Genomic DNA, 19,088 nt, shown 5'->3' on the forward strand with positions numbered 1-19,088 from the left:
TTCATTGTTCTTTGCCGACACGGTTGAAAAGTCGGCGATTGTTCCAAGGAGGCAGCATGGCTGCTATGACTGTGGCGCAGATGGTTGAGATGTTCCTCAAGCCAGGCGCGCCGGTACGCATTGAAGCATTCGACGGTTCCACATATGGTCCCGACAACGCTCCAGTGACTTTGCAGATCAAAAACTCACGAGCGATCTACTACATGGTGAACGCTCCCAGCGAACTGGGGTTGGCGCGCGCATACCTGCAGGGAGACATCGATTCCCCGCAAATGATTCCCGGAAACCCATACGCGTTGTTCGGGAAACTGGTGGATTTGAAACCATATCTCCGCACGCCGAACGCAGCACAGCTCATGCGCGCATTGGCGGCTGTCGCCTCACACGGCATCCATCGTCCTGCACCGCCGGCCATCGAGGGGCCGAGCCGTGCCCGCCGCATCAGCGAAGGATTGCTGCCTCACTCCAAGAATGGTGACGAGGCGACTGTGAGCTACCACTACGACCAGTCGAACGAATTCTATTCCCTGTTCCTCGGCCCGTCGATGACCTACACGTGCGCAGTGTTTGATTCGCCGCTCACTTCGCTGGAAACGGCACAGAAAGCGAAAATCGACCTCGTGCTCGACAAACTGGCATTGCAGCCCGGCGAACGACTGCTCGACATCGGCTGCGGCTGGGGCTCGATGGTGATCGAAGCGGCCAAACGCGGCATCAAGGCGCTCGGCGTCACACTCTCCGAGGAACAGGTGGAGTGGGCGCAGCGTTGGATCAAGGAGGAAGGTCTCGAAGATCTTGCCGAAGTGCGTCTGATGGACTATCGCGACGTGCCGGAAGGTGATTTCGACGGCATCTGCTCGATCGGCATGATGGAGCACGTGGGCCACACGCACTATCCGTCGTATTTCAAGGAGATCTACGACAAGCTGAAGCCGGGTGCGAAGCTGCTCAACCACCAGATCACACGTTGCAATTCGCATCAGGGCAAGAAGGCCGGTCAGTTCATCGACCGCTACATCTTCCCGGATGGTGAGCTGTCGTCGCCCGCCGAGATAGAAATGGTGATTCAAGACACCGGTTTCGAGGTCATCAATCAGGAGAATCTGCGTCAGCATTACGCATTGACGCTGCACAGGTGGAACGAGAACCTCGTTGCGCATTGGGACGAGGCCGTCAAGCTGGTCGGTGAGCCGAAGGCCCGCCTGTGGGGTCTCTACATGGCAGGGTGCGCCTACAACTTCGAAATGAACAACATTCAGGTGCATCAGTTCCTGTGCATCAAGCCGAATGACGAGGGCACCGACACGTATCCGTTGCGTCCATGGTGGCCGAACCACTGATCGCGATCGGATACTGAATAATAAGAAAATATCACAGTCAATCGGGGCAAGCCTCGCGCAAATCGCGCGAGGCTTGCCCCGATTGACTGTTTCAGTACACTGGAAGCCTATGAGCAGCACAATGGATGAAGCGATGCAGCCGTCGTTTGATGGCATGGGGCCTCGGAAGCGAGCCCCACGCAAGACGACGCCGAAAAAGGCCGCCTCGCATCTGCCGATCGCCAGAGTCGTGCTCGACATTCAGGCGACGCATCTAGGGCAGCTGTTCGACTATCTTCTCGAGGAGAAACACAGTGATGCGGCACAGCCTGGCGTCATGGTGCGTGTACGGTTCGGCGGTCAGCGCGTCAATGGCATCATTTGGGAGCGTGCCGATACGAGTGACACGCCCATGAATGCGATCCGCTACATCGAACGCATTGTGTCTCCTCGTGTGCTGGTGCCCAAGCAGATGCGTCGAGACATCACGGCCATCGCCGACACCTATGGGGGGACGATTGCGAATATTCTACGAGTGGCGATGCCGGGACGTGTCGCCTCCGTGGAAAAGGAACCGTTGGCAACAACACAGTCGATGCATGCCGGCGAACATGTTGACAACGATGACGGGTATCGCGACTCGGTGATGGAGCGACGCAGAGCGGGTCTGCTGGCGCGATCGGACTCCGAGTTCGCATCGATATCGAAAACATATGAGCAGTCCAGACAGCTGCGTGCAGCCTTGATGCAGCATCAAGGTTTCGGCGCCTTCGTCATCGATATGCTGCCGGGAGCACAGATGTGGGCGCGTAATGTGGCATGGATGGCTGTGACGGCCATGGCAGCAGGCACGTCGGCTGTGCTCGTCATGCCCGGAATGCGTGAAGTATGGGATGTCGTGCATGCGTTGGAGCAATCGGGACTGCGAACATTTGCTCCTGATGACGACGGCATATATCGGGGGGATGTCGTGGTGCTCAGTGCATCGCTCGCTCCAGCCGACCGCTACCGCGCATATCTGGCGATCAGCGAGGGACGAGCCACCTGCGTCGTCGGCACGAGAGCCGCCATGTATGCTCCGGTCCCCGACAGGGCGTTGTTCGCAATATTCGACGATGACGCCTACCAATATGCGGATGGCATGATGCCGTACGCGAATGCACGAGGGGTGTGTCGGTTGCGAGCTCAGCTGCACGATGGCGTGTTCATCGCCTGCGGGCGCGCTCGCAGTGTGCTCAGCGAATGGGAAAGTCAAACCACATCGGTGACACTGCGCATAGCCGGCCCAAGCGTCGCCATACACGGGTTTGCGGATGTGCTCAAAGCGCAGGCGCCACCGATCCGCTGGTTGAACAGAGACGAATTGAATCGTTTGGCGGATCCGAGCATAGGTGCTCGCGTTCCGCATACCGCCGTACGAGTGTTGAGTAAGGCTCTGGAACGTGGGCCGATACTGTTCTCGATACCGGCGGATGGCGTGACGGAATCGCTGAGCTGTGCGCAATGCCTGAAACTGGCCAGATGCCTTCGTTGCACGGGGCCGCTTGAACGTGTTCCAGGCTCAGAGGCGCCGCGATGCAGTTGGTGCGGCGCCTCGGCCGTGGGCTGGCATTGCACGAACTGTGGCGGAGAGCGACTGCGCGTCATTCGCGTCGGAGCGACGGGAACCATGCATGAACTACATGGTTTGTTCCGCGGGGTGCCCATGCTGGTGTCTAGCCCGAAGCAGCCCCGAGGCGTCATAGAGACGGTGGATTCACGCCCGCTCATCGTCGTTGCCACTCCCGGTGCCGAGCCACAGGTGCGCAATGCCGATGGAACAGTGGGTGCTTTCGAAGCCGTTGCCATTTTGGACGCGTGGACGAGTCTGTATGATCAACGTCTCGATGCGCGTATCGATGTGCTGAACAATTGGATGCGTGCGATGGCACAGTGTAAATCGCGCACGGACGGCGGCCGCGGGTTGCTGATCGGTGAGACCGACCCGGTGATCGCAAGATCGCTTATGCTGTGGGATCCGCGTGTTCTCGCGCGAGACGAATTGGAGGACCGCGTTGAAACTGGCTTCCCTCCATCGGTTTCCGCGGCATGCGTGTGGGGGCGTCGTGACGTGGTGGAACAGGCATTGCGCAACATAGGCGTCTATGAGGGGGATTGGGCAAGCGTGCAGAGCGGGGGAGAGGAATTCCCCTCGGTGCTGGGTCCCGCCCCGATTCCTCTGGCTCGCACAGTGGATGCGCGCGAACTCGACGAGATGGGAGATCGAGTCAAAGCCGTGGTACTGGCGACGCCTGCGCATCGTGCGCAATTGGCGATACGATTGCGCACGGAGGTTGCCCGTCACGTGGCCTCACGCGAAAGCGGAGAACTACGGTTCAAAATGGATCCAAAAGATCTGCTGTAGCAAAAAGTATCGGTCGCGTTCATTGTTAGAAGAGCAGACCGACGCGACTAGGATGTCTAGAAGAACTTTCAGCACGAGAGAGAACGGAGAACATATGTTACGAGTGTTATTTGCCGGAACCCCTGAAGCGGCAGTGCCGTCGTTGCGCATGCTTGCCAAAGACAGCGAGCACTTCGAAGTGGTCGCCGTTTTGACGCGCCCTGATGCGCCGACCGGTCGAGGACGTAAAATCACCCCCAGCCCCGTGAAGCTGGCGGCTCAGGAATTGGGCTTGAACGTTATTGAATGCGATCCAAGCGACGAATGCTTCCTCTCCGCGCTGAAGGCCACCGGAGCGCAATGCGCCGCCGTCGTAGCCTACGGCCAGATTCTCAAGGAATCCGTGTTGGAAGCATTGCCTCTGGGCTGGTATAACCTCCACTTCTCGCTGCTGCCGCAGTGGCGTGGCGCCGCACCGGTTCAGCGTGCCATCTGGGCTGGTGACGAGGTGACCGGCGCATCGGTGTTCCGCATCACGAAAGGTATGGATCGTGGGCCGGTTCTGGCGCAGAGCACAGTGACGATCGGGGCTCACGAGAACGCCGGCGAGTTGCTTGGCAGGCTCGCGGAAGATGGTGCAGGACTCCTTGCAGCATCGCTGCAGGCGCTTGACGAAGGTGTGATCAACGCCGTCGACCAGCCTGAAGGCTCATATGAGGTGGCCGATAAAATCACCCAGGATGACGCACACTTGCGTTTCGATGTGCCGGCGTTCGCCATCGACAGGCAGATCCGTGCATGCACACCGAATCCGGGTGCTTGGGCGAATCTGCACCCGAACGCCGACGAAACATCGGAAACCCTGCATGTGAGCAAGGCCATTCCCGCAGACATGACCGATGATCAGGCTCCACAACGTCTCAACCCCGGCGAATTGCTTGTCACCAAGCATCATGTGTGGGTGGGGACGGCCACCGATCCGCTCGAACTGCTCATTGTGAAGGCTGCCGGCAAACGCGAGATGGGTGCGCCCGAATGGGCTCGCGGCGCGCATTTGGCACAAGGGGCATACTGCGACTGACTTCAACAGTGCTGAACATGGGTTGGGGCATCGGAAACTTCAGTTTCCGATGCCCAACCCATGTAAGTAATGTAAGAATCGTTCAGCGTTGAATGAAGTCCAGAACCTTACGCAAGTCACGTTCGTCAACCGAGTGGGGGGCAGCGGCACGGACAACGGGCTTCGCGCAGAACGCGATGCCTAGCCCTGCGGCACCGATCATAGGAAGATCGTTCGCGCCATCTCCCACAGCCACGGTCTGATCGCGTGGAATGCCATTCTCGTCTGCCCAAGCATGCAGATGAGCCAGCTTCACATCTTTGGTCACAATGGGGTCGATCACATCACCGGTCAGCACATGGTGTGCCTCATCAACTCCAAGACGGTTGGCGATGTAGTAATCAAGGCCAGCGTCGGCTGCCAGACGGTCAACGATCTCGTGGAATCCGCCAGAGACCACACCCACCTTCCAATCATGCGCATGCAACTCATCGATCAGTGCGAGTGCACCATTCGTGAAATGGAGTCGCGCATACACGCGGTCGAATATGCTGACGGGCATGCCCTTAAGAAGCGCAACACGTTCATTGAGCGCCTGACGAAAATCAAGTTCACCGTTCATCGCACGTTCGGTGATCCGCGCAATGCGTTCACCGACGCCGGCTTCTTCACCGAGCTCGTCGATCACTTCCTCATCAATCAATGTGGAATCGACATCCATGACCAGCAAACCGGGTTCGCGAAGTGTGGGGGTGTCGTCAAGATATTGCGGAAAGTGAACGCTCATGCTTCTGATTGTCGAAAAACGCTGGGACAATCGGCATATGCATCTTTCCATGACACTTGCACAAGCACAATTGCAATGTGCCACGAGTTCAGACGGTTTGATCGGTTCGATGACGGCATGGCTCGTCTCGCTTATGGAGCACGTCGGCGGCGTCGGCGTATCACTCGCCATTGCACTGGAATCGATTTTCCCGCCAATTCCAAGCGAAATCATTCTGCCATTGGCTGGATTCACCGCGGCACGAGGCACCATGAGCCTGATCGGAGCCATTCTGTGGGCGACGATGGGCTCGCTGCTCGGCGCATGGGCGCTGTATGGCATCGCTCGTTGGTTCGGATTGCACCGCATCCACAAAGCGGTCGACAAGATTCCGGGAGTCAGCCGCAAAGACGTGAACAAGGCGAACGAATGGTTCAACAAATACGGCACATGGTCTGTGCTCATCGGCCGTGTGATTCCTGTTGTACGCTCGTTGATCTCCATTCCCGCCGGCTTCAACCAGATGAATTTCGCCAAGTTCTCCGGTTGGACGTTCATCGGTTCCGCCATATGGAACACGGTGCTCGTGACAGCCGGATATTTGCTGGGCGACCAATGGTGCTCCATTCTGGGAGTACTCAACGTGTTCGAAGACGTCATCATCGTGGTGTTCGTCGCCGTGCTCGTCTTCTTCGGCGTTCGCTGGGTTCGCAATCTGATACGCGAACGCCGTGGCACGGATTCCGCACAGTAAAATAACGGTGCGCGTACAAGCGCTGAAGTCAATGCAGGTTCGTGTCTGCCACTCGCAGCACGAACCTGTTTTATATTTTCCGTACTGTTCGTTGATGCAAGACAGTGAGTGTGGGCGTCGGCATAGCTTGGAACGCCGGCGTATTCGCTGGAAAATATGGGTGGAAAATAGTCGTTCAGAGCTAGAATACGAAGACGACGAATGCCGATGCCAAAATTTGGAGTTGATATGAGCGAGACACCCACCGACGCATCCATGGACGAACTCGCCGCGATGAACGACAGGCTGCAGCAACGCAATCATGCGCTGGCGCAAGCATTGACGAGGGCCAGCGAAGAGCTGAAGAAAGCGAAAAGCCAGCTGGAACAGTTCACGAACCCGCCGTTAACTGTGGCGACGATGGTGCGGGTGGAACGGTGCTTCACCGATGAACACGGTGTGAGGCATGCCAGTGCGGAGATCGTCAACGGGCACCGCCGTCAGATCGTAGCGATATCGTCCACCGTCAATCCCGCACGGTTGCAAGCAGGGCAGAGCGTGTTGCTCGACGGCAATATGGTGCTCGTCGACTCTCATGCCACGGTGAATCATGGCCAGATGAGGCAAGTGAGTGAGGTGCTGGACGATGGGCGTCTCATCGTCGGTGATGCAAGCGGTAACCGCAGCGTTGTGCTGCGTGCGAGCACGCTTGCCAACACTTCCATCGACGTAGACGACCGTCTCATCATCGATCCTTCAGGCACCTATGCGCTCGCGGTGTTGGCGCAGGAACACGATGATGACCTGCTGCTGGAGGAAACCCCTGACGTGACCTTCAACGACATCGGCGGGTTGGATGAGCAGATAGCCCAAATCCACGATGCTGTGCAACTGCCGTTCCAACATCGTGAACTGTTCGCCCGTTTCGACCTGAAAGCACCCAAAGGCGTTCTGCTCTACGGGCCTCCCGGCAATGGAAAGACGCTGATCGCCAAGGCGATCGCACATGAGTTGGCGGCAGATGGAGCAAGCAAAGGTGTGTTCCTCTCGGTCAAAGGCCCTGAACTGCTCAACAAATACGTTGGCGAATCCGAACGGCTCATCCGACGCATATTCGAACGGGCGAAAGAGTTGGCGGGGGATGGCAGGCCCGTCATCGTGTTCATCGATGAGATGGACTCGCTGCTGCGTACCCGCGGATCCGGCGTGTCGTCCGACGTGGAAACGACGATCGTGCCGCAGTTCCTGACGGAGCTCGACGGTGTGGAACAACTCGATGACGTCATCGTGATAGGCGCTTCGAACCGCGTTGACATGATAGATCCGGCCGTGCTGCGCCCGGGACGCCTCGATGTGAAGATTCACGTCGGCAGACCCGATGAAACGCAGGCGAAATCCATCATCAGGCACTATCTGACCAGTGGACTGCCGTTTGAGAAGAACGTCAATGCGCAGGAACTCGTCAACGCGCTCGCATCCGACGTATTCCATCGCGATGAAAGCCGCTTGCTGGCCGTTCTGCATGAAGAGATCGGCGACAGAGGCGTGTATCTCGCCGACATCGTGAGCGGCGCCATGCTGCGCAATATCGTCGACCGTGCGAAAACAAAAGCCGTCAAAGCGGTGATCGAGGAGGGGTGCGCTCCCGCCATCACACGGAATATGATCCATGAGGCGGTGAACGACGAATATGAGCAGAACCGTGCGGCGATCAACGAGACGGATCCGGCGCAGTGGCTCGCCATCAATGCGCTGAATATGCCGGCGAACGGCGAATGAGATTCGTGCACTACATTTGGTAGCCGCCGGAGACCATGAGCGGTCGATGATCGTAAGGAACATAAACATGCGAGCACGTCAATCGATTGGAGAACTATGAGCGTACGCAGAGTGATGGGCACCGAAACGGAATACGCCGTATCGGTTCGCAACAGGTCGAACGCGAACCCGGTGCAATCGTCGTTTGACGTCATAGCGCATGCCGGACTTGCACAGACACGGCATATCCGTTGGGACTACCGGCAGGAGAGCCCGATTCAAGATCTTCGTGGCATCACGCTCGAACGTGCGGCGGCACGCCCCGATATGCTCACCGACGAGCCGCAACGCAACATCACAAATGCGTTCGCCCCCAATGGCGGTCGCATGTACGTGGATCATGCGCATCCGGAGTATTCCGCTCCCGAAACCACCGACCCGTTTGAAGCGGTGCGATTCGATTTCGCCGGTGACCTGCTGATGCGGCAGGCTGCGCACGAGGCCAGCGAGGCGTGTGACGACACGTTCGAACTGTTTCGCAACAACGTCGACGGCAAAGGCGCTGCGTGGGGATCGCATGAGAATTATCAGGTGCGGCGCGACGTGCCGTTCGACTTGCTGGCATCACTCATGACGCTGCACTTCGTCAGTCGGCAGATATACACGGGCGCCGGGCGTCTCGGCATTGGCGAGCACAGCGAAACGGCCGGCTTCCAGTTGAGCCAGCGCGCCGACTACGTGCATATGAAAATCGGCTTGCAGACCACGTTCGACAGACCGATCATCAATACGCGAGATGAGGCACATGCGCCGCAAGCCATGCGCCGCCTGCACGTGATCGTCGGTGACGCCAACCGCTTGCAATTCCCCGACGCGCTGAAATTGGGAACGACGAGTCTGCTGTTGTGGTGCGCTGAGCAGGAAGGCGAATCACGGCAGGTGCTCGAACAGATGCTTGCGCAATACACGCTGGCTGATCCGGTGGAGGCGATGCACACGGTGTCGCATGACCTGAGCCTGTCGCAACCGCTTGCATTGTTGAACGGCGGCCAAACGACGGCATGGCAGCTGCAGATCATGCTCCGCGAACTCGTGTACCACATCGCCTGCGAACAATACGACACCGATGTGAGGGGCGAACCATTGTGGCCGGATGCGCAGACCCGCTCCATCATGGCCATGTGGCAGCAGGCGCTGCTCGACGTCGCGGCCGTGCGTCATGCCAACGATGACGAGCGATTGAGCATGGCTGGAGAAGCGTCACGACTCGAATGGCTGCTCAAATGGCAGCTGTTGGAGAAAATGAGACGCAGACTGCATGCGGAATCCGGTGGCTGGGATGATGCGCGACTCGGCGCGCTGGAGCTACGCTGGGCATCTCTGGCACCAGATAATGAGCGTGTGTTCGCGAAAGCGCGCGCCAACGCTGAGAAAGTGGTGTCTGACGACGATATTGCCGACGCCGCGCGAACAGCGCCGAATGACACGCGCGCGTGGCTGCGTGCGGCGATGCTCAGAAGATTCCCGGAACAGATCCGTGCAGTATCATGGACGCACATCACCACGATCGCTTATGCCGACGGGTTGTGTTGGACGTTGGATATGAGTTCGCCGACGGCGTTCAACCAGCAGCAGTGCGAGGAAAAAGTCAGCGAAGCGCAAACCGCTGCAGAACTCATTGCCGCACTCGGTGGTACGTCGGAGCAGGCACATTGAACAACACTTTCGGCGAGAGTGCAGGTGGGTGCACTATTATTTGTTAGGCTTATAGACAGGTTTCGTATAACGCGAAGCTGTGAAAGAAGGAAATCGTCATGTCGATGGGATTACGTGATCTCGCGGTTCAGGTGAGCCGCATTGCCGCTGACGCCGGCAAACACGCGCTCAACGACCAGCTCATGCCAAAGGATCTGACGGTGTTGAGCACGGCGCAGCGAGATTACTCGAATGGCCTGAAAGTGGATGACCGCCTGTCGCAGTTCATCTACAATCGACTCACATACATCGACCCATTCAAAGGCAGGTGGGAAGACCGCACCGATGAGTGGGCTCCAGGAGACAGGTATTGGTGTGTCGGCGGAATCGATGGCGTTATCAACTATTCACGCAACATGGCCGAATGGACAGTGACCATTTCGCTGTTCGAGTTCAACGAGTTCGGCTCGGCGCAACCCATTCTCGGCGTCATCCATGCGCCCGCCCTCAACCTGACCTATCTCGCCGCACGTGGGCAGGGGTCCATTCGCATGCGTCAGACTCCGATAGGGGAGAAGCGCGAGAAGATCATGCCGTCCACCGTCAGCCACCTGGAAGGCTCCGTGGTGAGTTTCGGCATGTCATACATACCGCAGGAAGCACAGCACGCGTTGAACGTAGTCGGCAGCATTGCAGGAAAGCCAGCCGACATCAAACGCATTGGCCCCGTTTCACTGGACGTGTGCAAGGTCGCTGACGGCACATATGACGCATATTTCGAGCCGCACTTGCACGAACGCGACGTTCCCGCCATCTCCGCGGCGGCGGTTGTGCTGTGGGAGGCGCAAGGCCAGTTGAGCACATGGAACGGAGACTTGGTTCACTGGCGCAGTGAAAACGATCTCGTCGCCACAAACGGGCAAATCATCGACGAATTGCGCCCATATCTGCTCGACACGCATTGCCCGGAGCCCTACCACAACAATTCAAACGGTGATCAGCAGAGCTGAACCAGCTCCTGCTCAACGCCGATATAGTTGATATTTGAGGAGCAGCATATGCCACAGGAATCGCAGCGCATCACACCGCAGGCCCAAGAAAACACGCAATCTGACGAACATGTTGCAAGCCAACAGGGGCAGGGCGAGGCGGCACAGGCGCAAAGCGACGATCTCGATTCCATTCTCGACGACATCGAAACGGTGCTTGAGACCAACGCCGAAGAATACGTGAACAGCTTCGTGCAAAAAGGCGGCCAGTGATGCCACAGCTGCACGACAGCGGCTCGCGACTCGATGCACAGGCGCAACCATCAATGCATCATGATGACTTCGCACGCATATTCGGTTTGGAAACCGAATACGGTGTGAGCGTCACCGGCGTCTACACGCCAGTCGACGCCGGGCAAGTGGCCATGACGATGTTCCAGCCGGTCGTGCGCCAAGCCCGTTCGACGAACACCTACCTCGACAATGGCGCAAGGCTCTACCTGGACGTCGGAGCTCATCCGGAATATGCCACAGCCGAAGCCATCTGCCCGTTTGACGCGCTCACCAACGACCTCGCCGGTGAACGAATCATGCGCACCATGGCATTGGACGCACAGAAGCGGCTCCGTAACAACCCCGCGACAAGCAATGCGACCATTCACCTCTACAAGAACAACGCAGACAGTGCAGGGCATTCGTTCGGTTGCCATGAAAACTATTTGGTACGTCGCTTCATCGGCATCGACGCGATTGAACACATATTGCTGCCATTCCTGATCACACGGCAGATCTACACAGGCGCAGGTCGCTTCGACGGCGAACGGTTGCTCATCACGCAACGAGCATCATTCGTTGACGAAACGGTTTCTTCGGCAACCACCAGATCACGCCCGATGGTCAACACGCGTGACGAACCGCATGCGAATCCTGAGGAATTTCGCAGACTCCACGTGATCATAGGCGATTCGAACCGTTCACAATGGGCCATCCTGATGAAATGCGCCACCACACATCTGGTGCTGTGCGCTATGGAAGATGCCGCGCGACACAACACGCTTTCCGAGCTGAGTGCAATGGCTCTCGCAGACCCCATTGCGGCAAATCACGCCGTCAATGAGCATGGCGCATATGCGAATATCGCGCTCGCCAACGGCAAGACGCTCAGCGCACTCGAAATTCAGCGGTGGTTCCTCGACCATGCGAACGAGTTCCTCTCCACACATGCCACAGCCGTCGAACTCACATTACGTACCGACCCGCTGTGTTCCCCCGCTTGGATCGCCGAACAGTGGGAATGGGCGCTTGACATGCTGGGCGACAACAATATCGAAGCGTTGTCTCATGTTGTGGACTGGGCCGCCAAACGCATGTTCTTCACCCGTTTGGAAGAGAGAGGATCGGTTGCGCCGGCGCGATTGCAACAGCTTGACATGGACTATCACGACGTGGCCAACGGCAAGCTGTACAATTCACTGTGCTCACACGGATACATGCGCACATTCGCAACCGATCAGCAGATCAGCACGGCGACACACACTCCGCCGGCACATACCCGCGCACAACTCCGTGGCGCGTTCGTGCGCGAGGCGAAAGCTGCGAATGCTCGGTATGACTGTGATTGGACGCAATTGAGATTACTGCAACCGGTGCGCATGGAAGCGACCATGCTTGACCCGTTCTCCGACGTGCCGAACGAGCAAGTCACGCATATTATGGACTATCTCGAACATTTGAGTGGACACGATTCCGTTGATATGCCGGTGTGATGCTCCGTTCGACACATGCAAACATGGTAGTGGCGGCAAATCGCAGATACAGCAATAAAAATCCCGACCAGCATTGGTCGGGATTTCTGTTTCGCGGGTTAAATCACTCGCTGACAGCCTTCTTCAGCAGGGAGCCAGCCGAGATGCGAACGCCGTAGGTTGCCGGGATCTCGATGGTCTCGCCAGTGCGAGGATTACGACCGGTGCGAGCAGCACGCTTCACGCGCTCTGCAGAGAGCAGACCGGTGAGCTTGATGCCTTCGCCGTTCTTCATTGCTTCGATGAAGACGTCGCGGAATGCGTTGACAGCAGCCTCAGCCTGAGCCTTGGTCAGACCGGACTTCTGAGAGATCTTTGCAACGAGATCAGACTTATTGTATGCCATAGAAGCGTCCTTCTTTGTCAGGGGTAATCCTCATTGCGGATAACCACATGTTCATATGAATCTTACCTCAAGATTCGGTCAAAACCGCTGATTTTCAACGATTTATCATCTTTTTTCGCATTCGGCTACGGAGTTGACACAAAATCTAACAAAACCTAACAAATTAGATCAAATTGTGCTTATCCAGCCACTTCATAGCGAGTGCGCCGAGCGGAATACGAATCCAGTAGAAGACGATGCGGTAGAGCAGTGTGGCGGAAAGCGCCAACGCAGCGGGCACGCCGACTGCCGAGAAAGCGACGGACAGCGCAGCTTCGACCGCGCCGAGACCGCCAGGCGTAGGCACTGCGGAACCCAGCGTATTGGCGAGCAGGAAGATGAACGTCGTCTCGATCGGATTCATGTTGAAGCCGAATGCGAGCAATGCTGCCCAGAATCCGAAGCCGGTAGACAGGTTGAGAATCAACGAGCCGGTGATGCTGCCGAACAGTTTGCGCGGCTGCGTCAGCGTCTCCAGCAACGAACGCGCATACGACTTCACCAGAGGCAGATACTTGTCGGTGAGTTTGCGCCGTACGGAGGGAATCGCCATGAGTATGCTGACCGCCAGCGCAACCGCCGCGATCACCAGAATCAGCGTGTTCGTTGGAATCATGCCCGAAAGTGTGTTGCGTCCGGTGAAAATGCCGATCAGCAACAGCAACAGCACAGTGACCACCGCTTGCACGGCGAGCACGGCACTCATGATAGCCGTGGCTGTCGTGTTGCGGTACCCATTCTTGCGCAGATACTGCAGGTTCACAAACGCGGGTCCAATGCCAGCTGGCATCGACACGGCGGTGAATCCGGCGGCGATCTGCGAGCACAGCAAGCCGAAAGGCGAACGCTTGTCGCTGTCCATGAACGCACCCAACGCCAACGCCGAGCCGACCCAGGCGAGGAACCCGAACGCGAAGCAGACAAGCGCCCACCACAGATTCGCCTGTTTGACCGCCGCGATCATCTCGTCCGGTCGCATCTGCGTGAGCACCACGTAGACGGCGACGATGAGCAGCACCAAACCGAAGAACGAGCGTGCATTGAATCGGGTGAGCGTCACCTGCTCCATCGTTTCGCTCACCTCTTCGGGAGCCAACGCGTTCAACGCCTGACGCAGCTGTTCCACCAGATGCTTGTCCCATCCCTCCATCTGCCTGGTTGCAGTAGGCAAAGCCGCCTTCTGCACGAACGGAATCAGCGAGATGAGCAGGTCATCGCCCCAGGCGCGGCGTGCGAGCTCGACGGTGCGATCGACGCCGAGCTTCGCGGCGAACAATGTGAGCAGTTGCACTTTGTCGATGACGATGTTCGATGTGCCGGAAGCGTAGTCACCGTTCTGCCAGCCGGCGATATACATATCTCCGGAGGCGGTGCGGGCGATTGTGTCAAGAGTGATCTGCCGGTGCGTATAGCCGCGCTGGTGTGCACGAAGCAGGTAGTTCATCAGCGAAAGAGCCTGATCATCACTCAGTTTGCTCACATCGACCTGTTCGACACCGGAATGGCGTTCGAACACCAGAATCGAAGACTCGCCATAGTCGCACACGCCATACGGGTGCACACTGGTGAGATGAATATCGTGCAAACCGAGCAGCATCGAATAATGATGATGCGTGGCGCTCACCGCGGATCGGTCATGCCGCACGGCAACGCCGTTGAGCCTGATGAGCTGCCAGAGCTGGGTGAAATACCCCGAGATCTGCACTTGGTTGTCGAGAACCGACACAACATAGTGGCAACCGGCCTCATCAGTCAGATCGTACAACCTTGAATGAGCCGTCAGATCGTCGTCGAGCACGGGCATATGGTCGGCCTGCTCGTCGCGACGCGTAAGAGAAGCCGGATGCAAGCCAATGGAACTGAGCGCCTGCACGATCTGATATCCCCACGCGCCGGAGTTCTTCGTGCCGACGGCGAAACGCATGATGAGACCCACAACGCGGCCGATGCAGATGGCGACGATCACGCCGGGTAGTGAACTCCATGACGTGATGATGAAGATGGCGGCACCGATCAACAGCGCGTTCCAGCTCCACTTCACCGACGATCTGGTGTCACGCGGCCCCGCCATCGTGAGGAACGCTGCGATGGCCGCATAGAAATCGGGTAGGAGGGAGGCTCCCAGTCGGGTGCCGTTCGACAGCAATGTGTTCACCAGTATTGCCGTGCTGTGGTACGAGATCAGCGCAGACACACCCCAACAGGCGAGGAAGCCCAAGAGCAGAGCTCCGACCGTGCACGCCGACTGCATCCACTCACGGTTGAGAATCAACTGGATGAGCACGCCTACCACAATGCAGAGCACGATGATCTGCTGCAGCAACGACGACGGCAAATCTACCAGCCAGTCGAAGGCCTGCGATGCCGAATGCGCGTCGTTCTCGACGCCGGTGGTCAAGCCACGCAGATACAAGGCGATCAGAATCACCAGCACACCGCTGATCAATGCGGCCAGTGCATGGAACAGGTCACTGGTCACACGATTGCGTTTCGGCGCCACATCGGTGACCTGCACGTTGGGGAACCTATCGGCCAGCGCATGCGGTGAGAGCCGGTCGTTGATCCTCACATCAGGATTCTGCTCCTGGGTGGTGATCGTGTGCTCGTCGCGGTGGTCGGTAGAGGCCTCCGCGGCCGAATGCCGATCTTCCGGTGGGGTGGACGATGTCATGACAATCCTTCGCATACGAAAGATGCTCATGCCGCAGGCGCTGCGCCCTTGGCATGAGCATCGCACAATACACGACTATTCTACGTGATGATCTGAACGCGTAGGCTTCACTGCTGGTCGTATTTCACAAGCGTCGACGCCAACCCGACGTAGGTGCTCGGAGTCAACGCTTTGAGACGAGCCGCTGTCGCCTCATCGAAATCAAGCGAATCGATGAAACGCTCGACATCGTCTTTCGAAATCGAATGCCCGCGCATCAGCTCCTTCACTTTCTCGTAAGGGCGTTCCATGCCTGGGCGTCCCGCCAGTTCCTGTGCGCGCATCGCGGTTTGAATGGGCTCGCCGAGCACCTCCCAGTTCTCATCGAGCTCACGCTGCATGACCTGCGCATTCGGGTGAATCGACTTCAGGCCGCCCAGCAGGTTGCTGAGCGCCAGCACGGAGTAGCCCAATGCCGAACCGATGTTGCGCTGGGTCGTCGAATCCGTCAGATCACGCTGCCAACGCGATTCCACGAGAGTCGTGGCCAACGTGTCGAGCAGCGAGCAGGAAATCTCGAAATTCGCTTCCGCATTCTCGAAACGAATCGGATTGACCTTATGCGGCATCGTCGAAGAACCGGTTGCACCCTTGACCGGCACCTGAGCGAACACGCCACGCGAGATATACATCCACGTGTCAACGCACAGATTGTGCATGATGCGGTTCGCATGCGAAATCGTGTCGAAGAGTTCCGCCTGCCAATCATGAGATTCGATCTGGGTCGTCAACGGATTCCACGTCAAGCCCATGCGATTCTCGACGAATTCGCGTGAAACGGCGATCCAATCCACATTGGGAAGAGCGGCCACATGCGCGCCGAACGTGCCGGTGGCACCGTTGATCTTGCCCAGATACTCCTGCGAACGCACGTGGTTGAGCTGACGGTTGAGCCTATACACGTAGACGGCAAGCTCCTTGCCGAGCGTCGTAGGTGTGGCCGGCTGCCCATGGGTCAGCGACAGCAACGGCATGTCTTTGAACTCGTCGGCGCGGGCGGCCAGCAACTCGACGATCGCTTCGGCATCTGGAAGCCACACGTGTTCGATGGCGTTCTTCACGCAGCGGGCGATGGAAAGATTGTTGATGTCTTCACTGGTGCAGGCGAAGTGCACCAACGTCTTGAGATCGGTCAGCTGTGTAGGTGCGCCTAGCACCTGCTCGGCGGTGTCGAGATAGTCGTCGATGTAGTATTCAACGGCTTTCACGTCGTGATGCGTCACCGCTTCATGCGCGGCATGGCGGGCGATGCCCTCGGCACCGAATTCTTCGGGGATGGAGCGCAGGAAGGCCTGCTCCTGCTCGGTCAACGGCTTGACGCCGGTGACGATCGGCTGCCAATCATTGCCTGCGAAACCGTTGGCGAGCAGAATCATCCACTCGACTTCGACGCGCATGCGTTCGCGGTTCAACGCCGGTTCGCTCAGATAGTCCACCAAGGCGGCGGTCTGCGCGTGATAGCGTCCATCAAGAGGGGTGAGGGCAATGGCTGGTGAAATCTCAGAAAGGTTCATAGCTTCACACTATCCCAGACCCATGAAACACCGCAGGGCATGTCCACATTGTTCAACCGCAAGCCCTGACGCTACGGCGTTGCATCGCCATTCGTCGTGGATCCGTCTTGCCAGGCATGGCTCATGCGACCCTGCCAATACGTGGTGCCGGCATAGTCGCCGCGAATCGCCGATTGGAAGTGCTCGTCGTGCGCCTGTAGTGCGGGCGAGCCTAGTTGCGCAGCGTTCTCGTAGGCCGCCTGATGGTAGGCGAGGTCATGCGTTAATTCGTATTTGCCCTGATGAGCATCGTCCACACAGGTCATCGACGATACATCCGCAGAATCATCAGACGGCACATTGACCACTTGGGCGCGAATGGTGAGCCACTGCTCATTGCGTGGATTCACGTCGCCATCCAATGCCGCTACCAGTTCATCTTCCATTTCAACGCTCGTCACCCATGTGTTCTCGCCGATCGGGTGATTGGCAATGGGGGAGCCGGCCGTCACGATGTGTTCGAAACGAAACTCGTCGGCATAATCACTCGCCAATGTCGCCGCGACGATCCCGCCTTGTGAATGACCTATCACCGCAACGTTGTCTTCAGCCCCAACACCCGCTTGCCTCATGGCCTCCACGACCATGCGGGCACTGTCGGCATTGCGTCGTTGCACACTCTGCGAACTCATGAGTTCGACGTTCTGCTCCCAACCCAGTGGAGAATCACCATGCCCATCAGTGCCGGGAATCGTCACCAGCCATGAACGTTGGCCATCGGCATCGACGTATTGCGAGATGGCGATCGTGGCATAGTCGCCGGCATTGGCGTTCGCCCCCGAAAGAGCACGAAGATTCGCTATGGCATCCGCGGTCCCATGCGCGGCGGTGACGGTTGCAGCGGCCGGTTCCACACGCTGAACCGACACTTGGTTGCCCTGCACGAGGTTCATCACGCCAGCCCCCAATGAGCCGACGACGCTTGCGCCCTGTGCGACGGAAGCGCCGCCGAGCGCGTCGGAGCTCGGAGCAACCAATGAGCCCACGCCGCGCATCAGACCCTCCTGCTGCCAGGAGATCGCATTCAACGCATGGGCCGCTCCGAAATTACCTTCGGTGACGATGCCATACACCCAACCGCCAAGAGCCTGCGCGAACGTCAGTTTGGCAACGGTCATGGGTGCGAGTCTGGTCGCCAGTTGCACTGCTTCATTCGTCACCTGACGGCTACGAATCTCAGCATCCGCATAGATGCTATAGGCGCGGGAGAGCATGTCACAGAGCGTTTGGCAACGTTGCGCCGCATTGTTCAACTGTGCTCCCGCATGTTCGCAGCTCGCGCGAAGAGCCGAATAATCCAATGAGCAATGCATCTGCTGATTGGGCCCCAAGCCTGAGCCGGAAACACCCAGACCGCCGACTGAGCCAGCCGTTTTCGCACACCAGCTCGTCGTGGAGTTCGACAGCGTGACAATACGCATAACCGAGTTGAGCCAGCTGGTCGCCTGTGCCCGCAAAGATGACGCACAGTCAGTGAGATACGTGCAGATTCGTTGCACTTCTTCAATGGTGGCAGTTGAATATGAGGCACCGCCATACAGTGAGCTTTTCACCATCTTCGTCATGGTGACATCACCTCACTGGCTGCAAGTGTCGTCGACACGGTATTCACGCAGTCCGCGCATGCCACGGAATCAGTTGATAGCTCTGAGAGCCGGTCATGAAACAATTGCGCCGCAGTGCCGGCCCACCCGGTGACGGTAAGCGCACCAGCCTGGCGAAGCTGATCGAGCACGGTGTGCGTCGTTCGGGTGAGTGGGGACAACGATCCAGCGCATTCGCGTGCATTCCTCACGCATATGCACTGTGCGGCATTCGAGAAACCATATGTAGTATTCATGATTCCCATTGCAACGTAGTGCAGCGGGAAAATCCAGCGGAACGCGTGATTGTGGTTTGTTGACGCAGTTAATCAAGTAACTGCGTCAACAA

The 19,088-nt window shown here is 57.9% G+C and carries 15 protein-coding genes; 9 read left to right on the forward strand and 6 right to left on the reverse strand.

Annotated elements, in window-relative coordinates:
• Positions 1 to 56: 56 nt before the first annotated feature.
• The 3 genes from GSD1FS_RS05005 to fmt all read left to right on the forward strand — a co-directional run bounded on the left by GSD1FS_RS05005 (position 57) and on the right by fmt (position 4,783).
• The gene (locus tag GSD1FS_RS05005) at positions 57 to 1,340 is read left to right on the forward strand and encodes an SAM-dependent methyltransferase (protein ID WP_155588661.1); all 1,284 of its coding nucleotides are present in this window, start codon (positions 57 to 59) and stop codon (positions 1,338 to 1,340) included.
• 133 nt (positions 1,341 to 1,473) lie between these two features.
• Positions 1,474 to 3,723, forward strand: a complete 2,250-nt coding sequence (locus tag GSD1FS_RS05010) for a primosomal protein N' (protein WP_155588733.1) — start codon at positions 1,474 to 1,476, stop codon at positions 3,721 to 3,723.
• A 94-nt stretch (positions 3,724 to 3,817) separates the two neighbouring features.
• Positions 3,818 to 4,783, forward strand: a complete 966-nt coding sequence (gene fmt, locus GSD1FS_RS05015; RefSeq protein ID WP_155588662.1) for a methionyl-tRNA formyltransferase — start codon at positions 3,818 to 3,820, stop codon at positions 4,781 to 4,783.
• Between the two features lie 82 nt (positions 4,784 to 4,865).
• Here fmt and serB read toward each other — a convergent pair whose 3' ends face one another.
• Positions 4,866 to 5,549, reverse strand: coding sequence for a phosphoserine phosphatase SerB (serB, locus tag GSD1FS_RS05020; protein WP_155588663.1), 684 nt, complete (start codon positions 5,547 to 5,549; stop codon positions 4,866 to 4,868).
• 109 nt (positions 5,550 to 5,658) lie between these two features.
• Between serB and GSD1FS_RS05025 the strand changes: the two genes are divergently transcribed.
• From GSD1FS_RS05025 to GSD1FS_RS05050, 6 genes are all read left to right on the forward strand, one after another.
• The gene (locus tag GSD1FS_RS05025; RefSeq protein WP_246165860.1) at positions 5,659 to 6,282 is read left to right on the forward strand and encodes a DedA family protein; all 624 of its coding nucleotides are present in this window, start codon (positions 5,659 to 5,661) and stop codon (positions 6,280 to 6,282) included.
• A gap of 228 nt (positions 6,283 to 6,510) precedes the next feature.
• Positions 6,511 to 8,040, forward strand: coding sequence for a proteasome ATPase (gene arc / locus GSD1FS_RS05030; RefSeq protein WP_155588665.1), 1,530 nt, complete (start codon positions 6,511 to 6,513; stop codon positions 8,038 to 8,040).
• 96 nt (positions 8,041 to 8,136) lie between these two features.
• Entirely contained in the window at positions 8,137 to 9,735 is a 1,599-nt protein-coding gene (dop, locus tag GSD1FS_RS05035; protein ID WP_155588666.1) for a depupylase/deamidase Dop, read from the forward strand.
• Positions 9,736 to 9,833: 98 nt separating this feature from the next.
• Positions 9,834 to 10,724 (forward strand): inositol monophosphatase family protein, encoded by an 891-nt coding sequence (locus tag GSD1FS_RS05040; protein WP_155588667.1) that lies wholly within the window; start codon positions 9,834 to 9,836, stop codon positions 10,722 to 10,724.
• 48 nt (positions 10,725 to 10,772) lie between these two features.
• On the forward strand, positions 10,773 to 10,976 hold the full coding sequence (locus GSD1FS_RS05045) for a ubiquitin-like protein Pup (RefSeq protein WP_155588668.1): 204 nt from the start codon (positions 10,773 to 10,775) through the stop codon (positions 10,974 to 10,976).
• Entirely contained in the window at positions 10,976 to 12,469 is a 1,494-nt protein-coding gene (locus GSD1FS_RS05050) for a proteasome accessory factor PafA2 family protein (RefSeq protein ID WP_155588669.1), read from the forward strand. Before GSD1FS_RS05045 ends, GSD1FS_RS05050 begins: the two co-directional genes overlap by 1 nt.
• Positions 12,470 to 12,572: 103 nt before the next feature.
• Here the strand turns inward: GSD1FS_RS05050 and GSD1FS_RS05055 are convergent, their stop codons facing one another.
• From GSD1FS_RS05055 to GSD1FS_RS05075, 5 genes are all read right to left on the reverse strand, one after another.
• Entirely contained in the window at positions 12,573 to 12,854 is a 282-nt protein-coding gene (locus GSD1FS_RS05055; protein ID WP_155588670.1) for an HU family DNA-binding protein, read from the reverse strand.
• 163 nt (positions 12,855 to 13,017) lie between these two features.
• Positions 13,018 to 15,564, reverse strand: coding sequence for a lysylphosphatidylglycerol synthase transmembrane domain-containing protein (locus GSD1FS_RS05060; protein ID WP_155588671.1), 2,547 nt, complete (start codon positions 15,562 to 15,564; stop codon positions 13,018 to 13,020).
• A gap of 107 nt (positions 15,565 to 15,671) precedes the next feature.
• On the reverse strand, positions 15,672 to 17,117 hold the full coding sequence (gene purB / locus GSD1FS_RS05065) for an adenylosuccinate lyase (protein WP_155588672.1): 1,446 nt from the start codon (positions 17,115 to 17,117) through the stop codon (positions 15,672 to 15,674).
• A gap of 71 nt (positions 17,118 to 17,188) precedes the next feature.
• On the reverse strand, positions 17,189 to 18,721 hold the full coding sequence (locus tag GSD1FS_RS05070; protein WP_155588673.1) for a PGAP1-like alpha/beta domain-containing protein: 1,533 nt from the start codon (positions 18,719 to 18,721) through the stop codon (positions 17,189 to 17,191).
• Positions 18,718 to 18,996 (reverse strand): hypothetical protein, encoded by a 279-nt coding sequence (locus GSD1FS_RS05075; RefSeq protein ID WP_155588674.1) that lies wholly within the window; start codon positions 18,994 to 18,996, stop codon positions 18,718 to 18,720. The genes GSD1FS_RS05070 and GSD1FS_RS05075 overlap by 4 nt, the downstream gene beginning before the upstream one ends.
• Between the last annotated feature and the right edge of the window lie 92 nt (positions 18,997 to 19,088).

The sequence above is a fragment of the Bifidobacterium canis genome (genome assembly GCF_009727065.1).
GTDB lineage: Bacteria > Actinomycetota > Actinomycetes > Actinomycetales > Bifidobacteriaceae > Bifidobacterium > Bifidobacterium canis.

What these genes read in the sequence shown, in the direction of transcription:
- GSD1FS_RS05005 (WP_155588661.1), top strand. Translation starts at nt 57, where the DNA reads ATGGCTGCTATGACTGTGGCGCAGATGGTTGAGATGTTCCTCAAGCCA.
- GSD1FS_RS05010 (WP_155588733.1), top strand. Translation starts at nt 1,474, where the DNA reads ATGCAGCCGTCGTTTGATGGCATGGGGCCTCGGAAGCGAGCCCCACGC.
- fmt (WP_155588662.1), top strand. Translation starts at nt 3,818, where the DNA reads ATGTTACGAGTGTTATTTGCCGGAACCCCTGAAGCGGCAGTGCCGTCG.
- serB (WP_155588663.1), bottom strand. Translation starts at nt 5,549, where the DNA reads ATGAGCGTTCACTTTCCGCAATATCTTGACGACACCCCCACACTTCGC.
- GSD1FS_RS05025 (WP_246165860.1), top strand. Translation starts at nt 5,659, where the DNA reads ATGACGGCATGGCTCGTCTCGCTTATGGAGCACGTCGGCGGCGTCGGC.
- arc (WP_155588665.1), top strand. Translation starts at nt 6,511, where the DNA reads ATGAGCGAGACACCCACCGACGCATCCATGGACGAACTCGCCGCGATG.
- dop (WP_155588666.1), top strand. Translation starts at nt 8,137, where the DNA reads ATGAGCGTACGCAGAGTGATGGGCACCGAAACGGAATACGCCGTATCG.
- GSD1FS_RS05040 (WP_155588667.1), top strand. Translation starts at nt 9,834, where the DNA reads ATGTCGATGGGATTACGTGATCTCGCGGTTCAGGTGAGCCGCATTGCC.
- GSD1FS_RS05045 (WP_155588668.1), top strand. Translation starts at nt 10,773, where the DNA reads ATGCCACAGGAATCGCAGCGCATCACACCGCAGGCCCAAGAAAACACG.
- GSD1FS_RS05050 (WP_155588669.1), top strand. Translation starts at nt 10,976, where the DNA reads ATGCCACAGCTGCACGACAGCGGCTCGCGACTCGATGCACAGGCGCAA.
- GSD1FS_RS05055 (WP_155588670.1), bottom strand. Translation starts at nt 12,854, where the DNA reads ATGGCATACAATAAGTCTGATCTCGTTGCAAAGATCTCTCAGAAGTCC.
- GSD1FS_RS05060 (WP_155588671.1), bottom strand. Translation starts at nt 15,564, where the DNA reads ATGACATCGTCCACCCCACCGGAAGATCGGCATTCGGCCGCGGAGGCC.
- purB (WP_155588672.1), bottom strand. Translation starts at nt 17,117, where the DNA reads ATGAACCTTTCTGAGATTTCACCAGCCATTGCCCTCACCCCTCTTGAT.
- GSD1FS_RS05070 (WP_155588673.1), bottom strand. Translation starts at nt 18,721, where the DNA reads ATGACGAAGATGGTGAAAAGCTCACTGTATGGCGGTGCCTCATATTCA.
- GSD1FS_RS05075 (WP_155588674.1), bottom strand. Translation starts at nt 18,996, where the DNA reads ATGAATACTACATATGGTTTCTCGAATGCCGCACAGTGCATATGCGTG.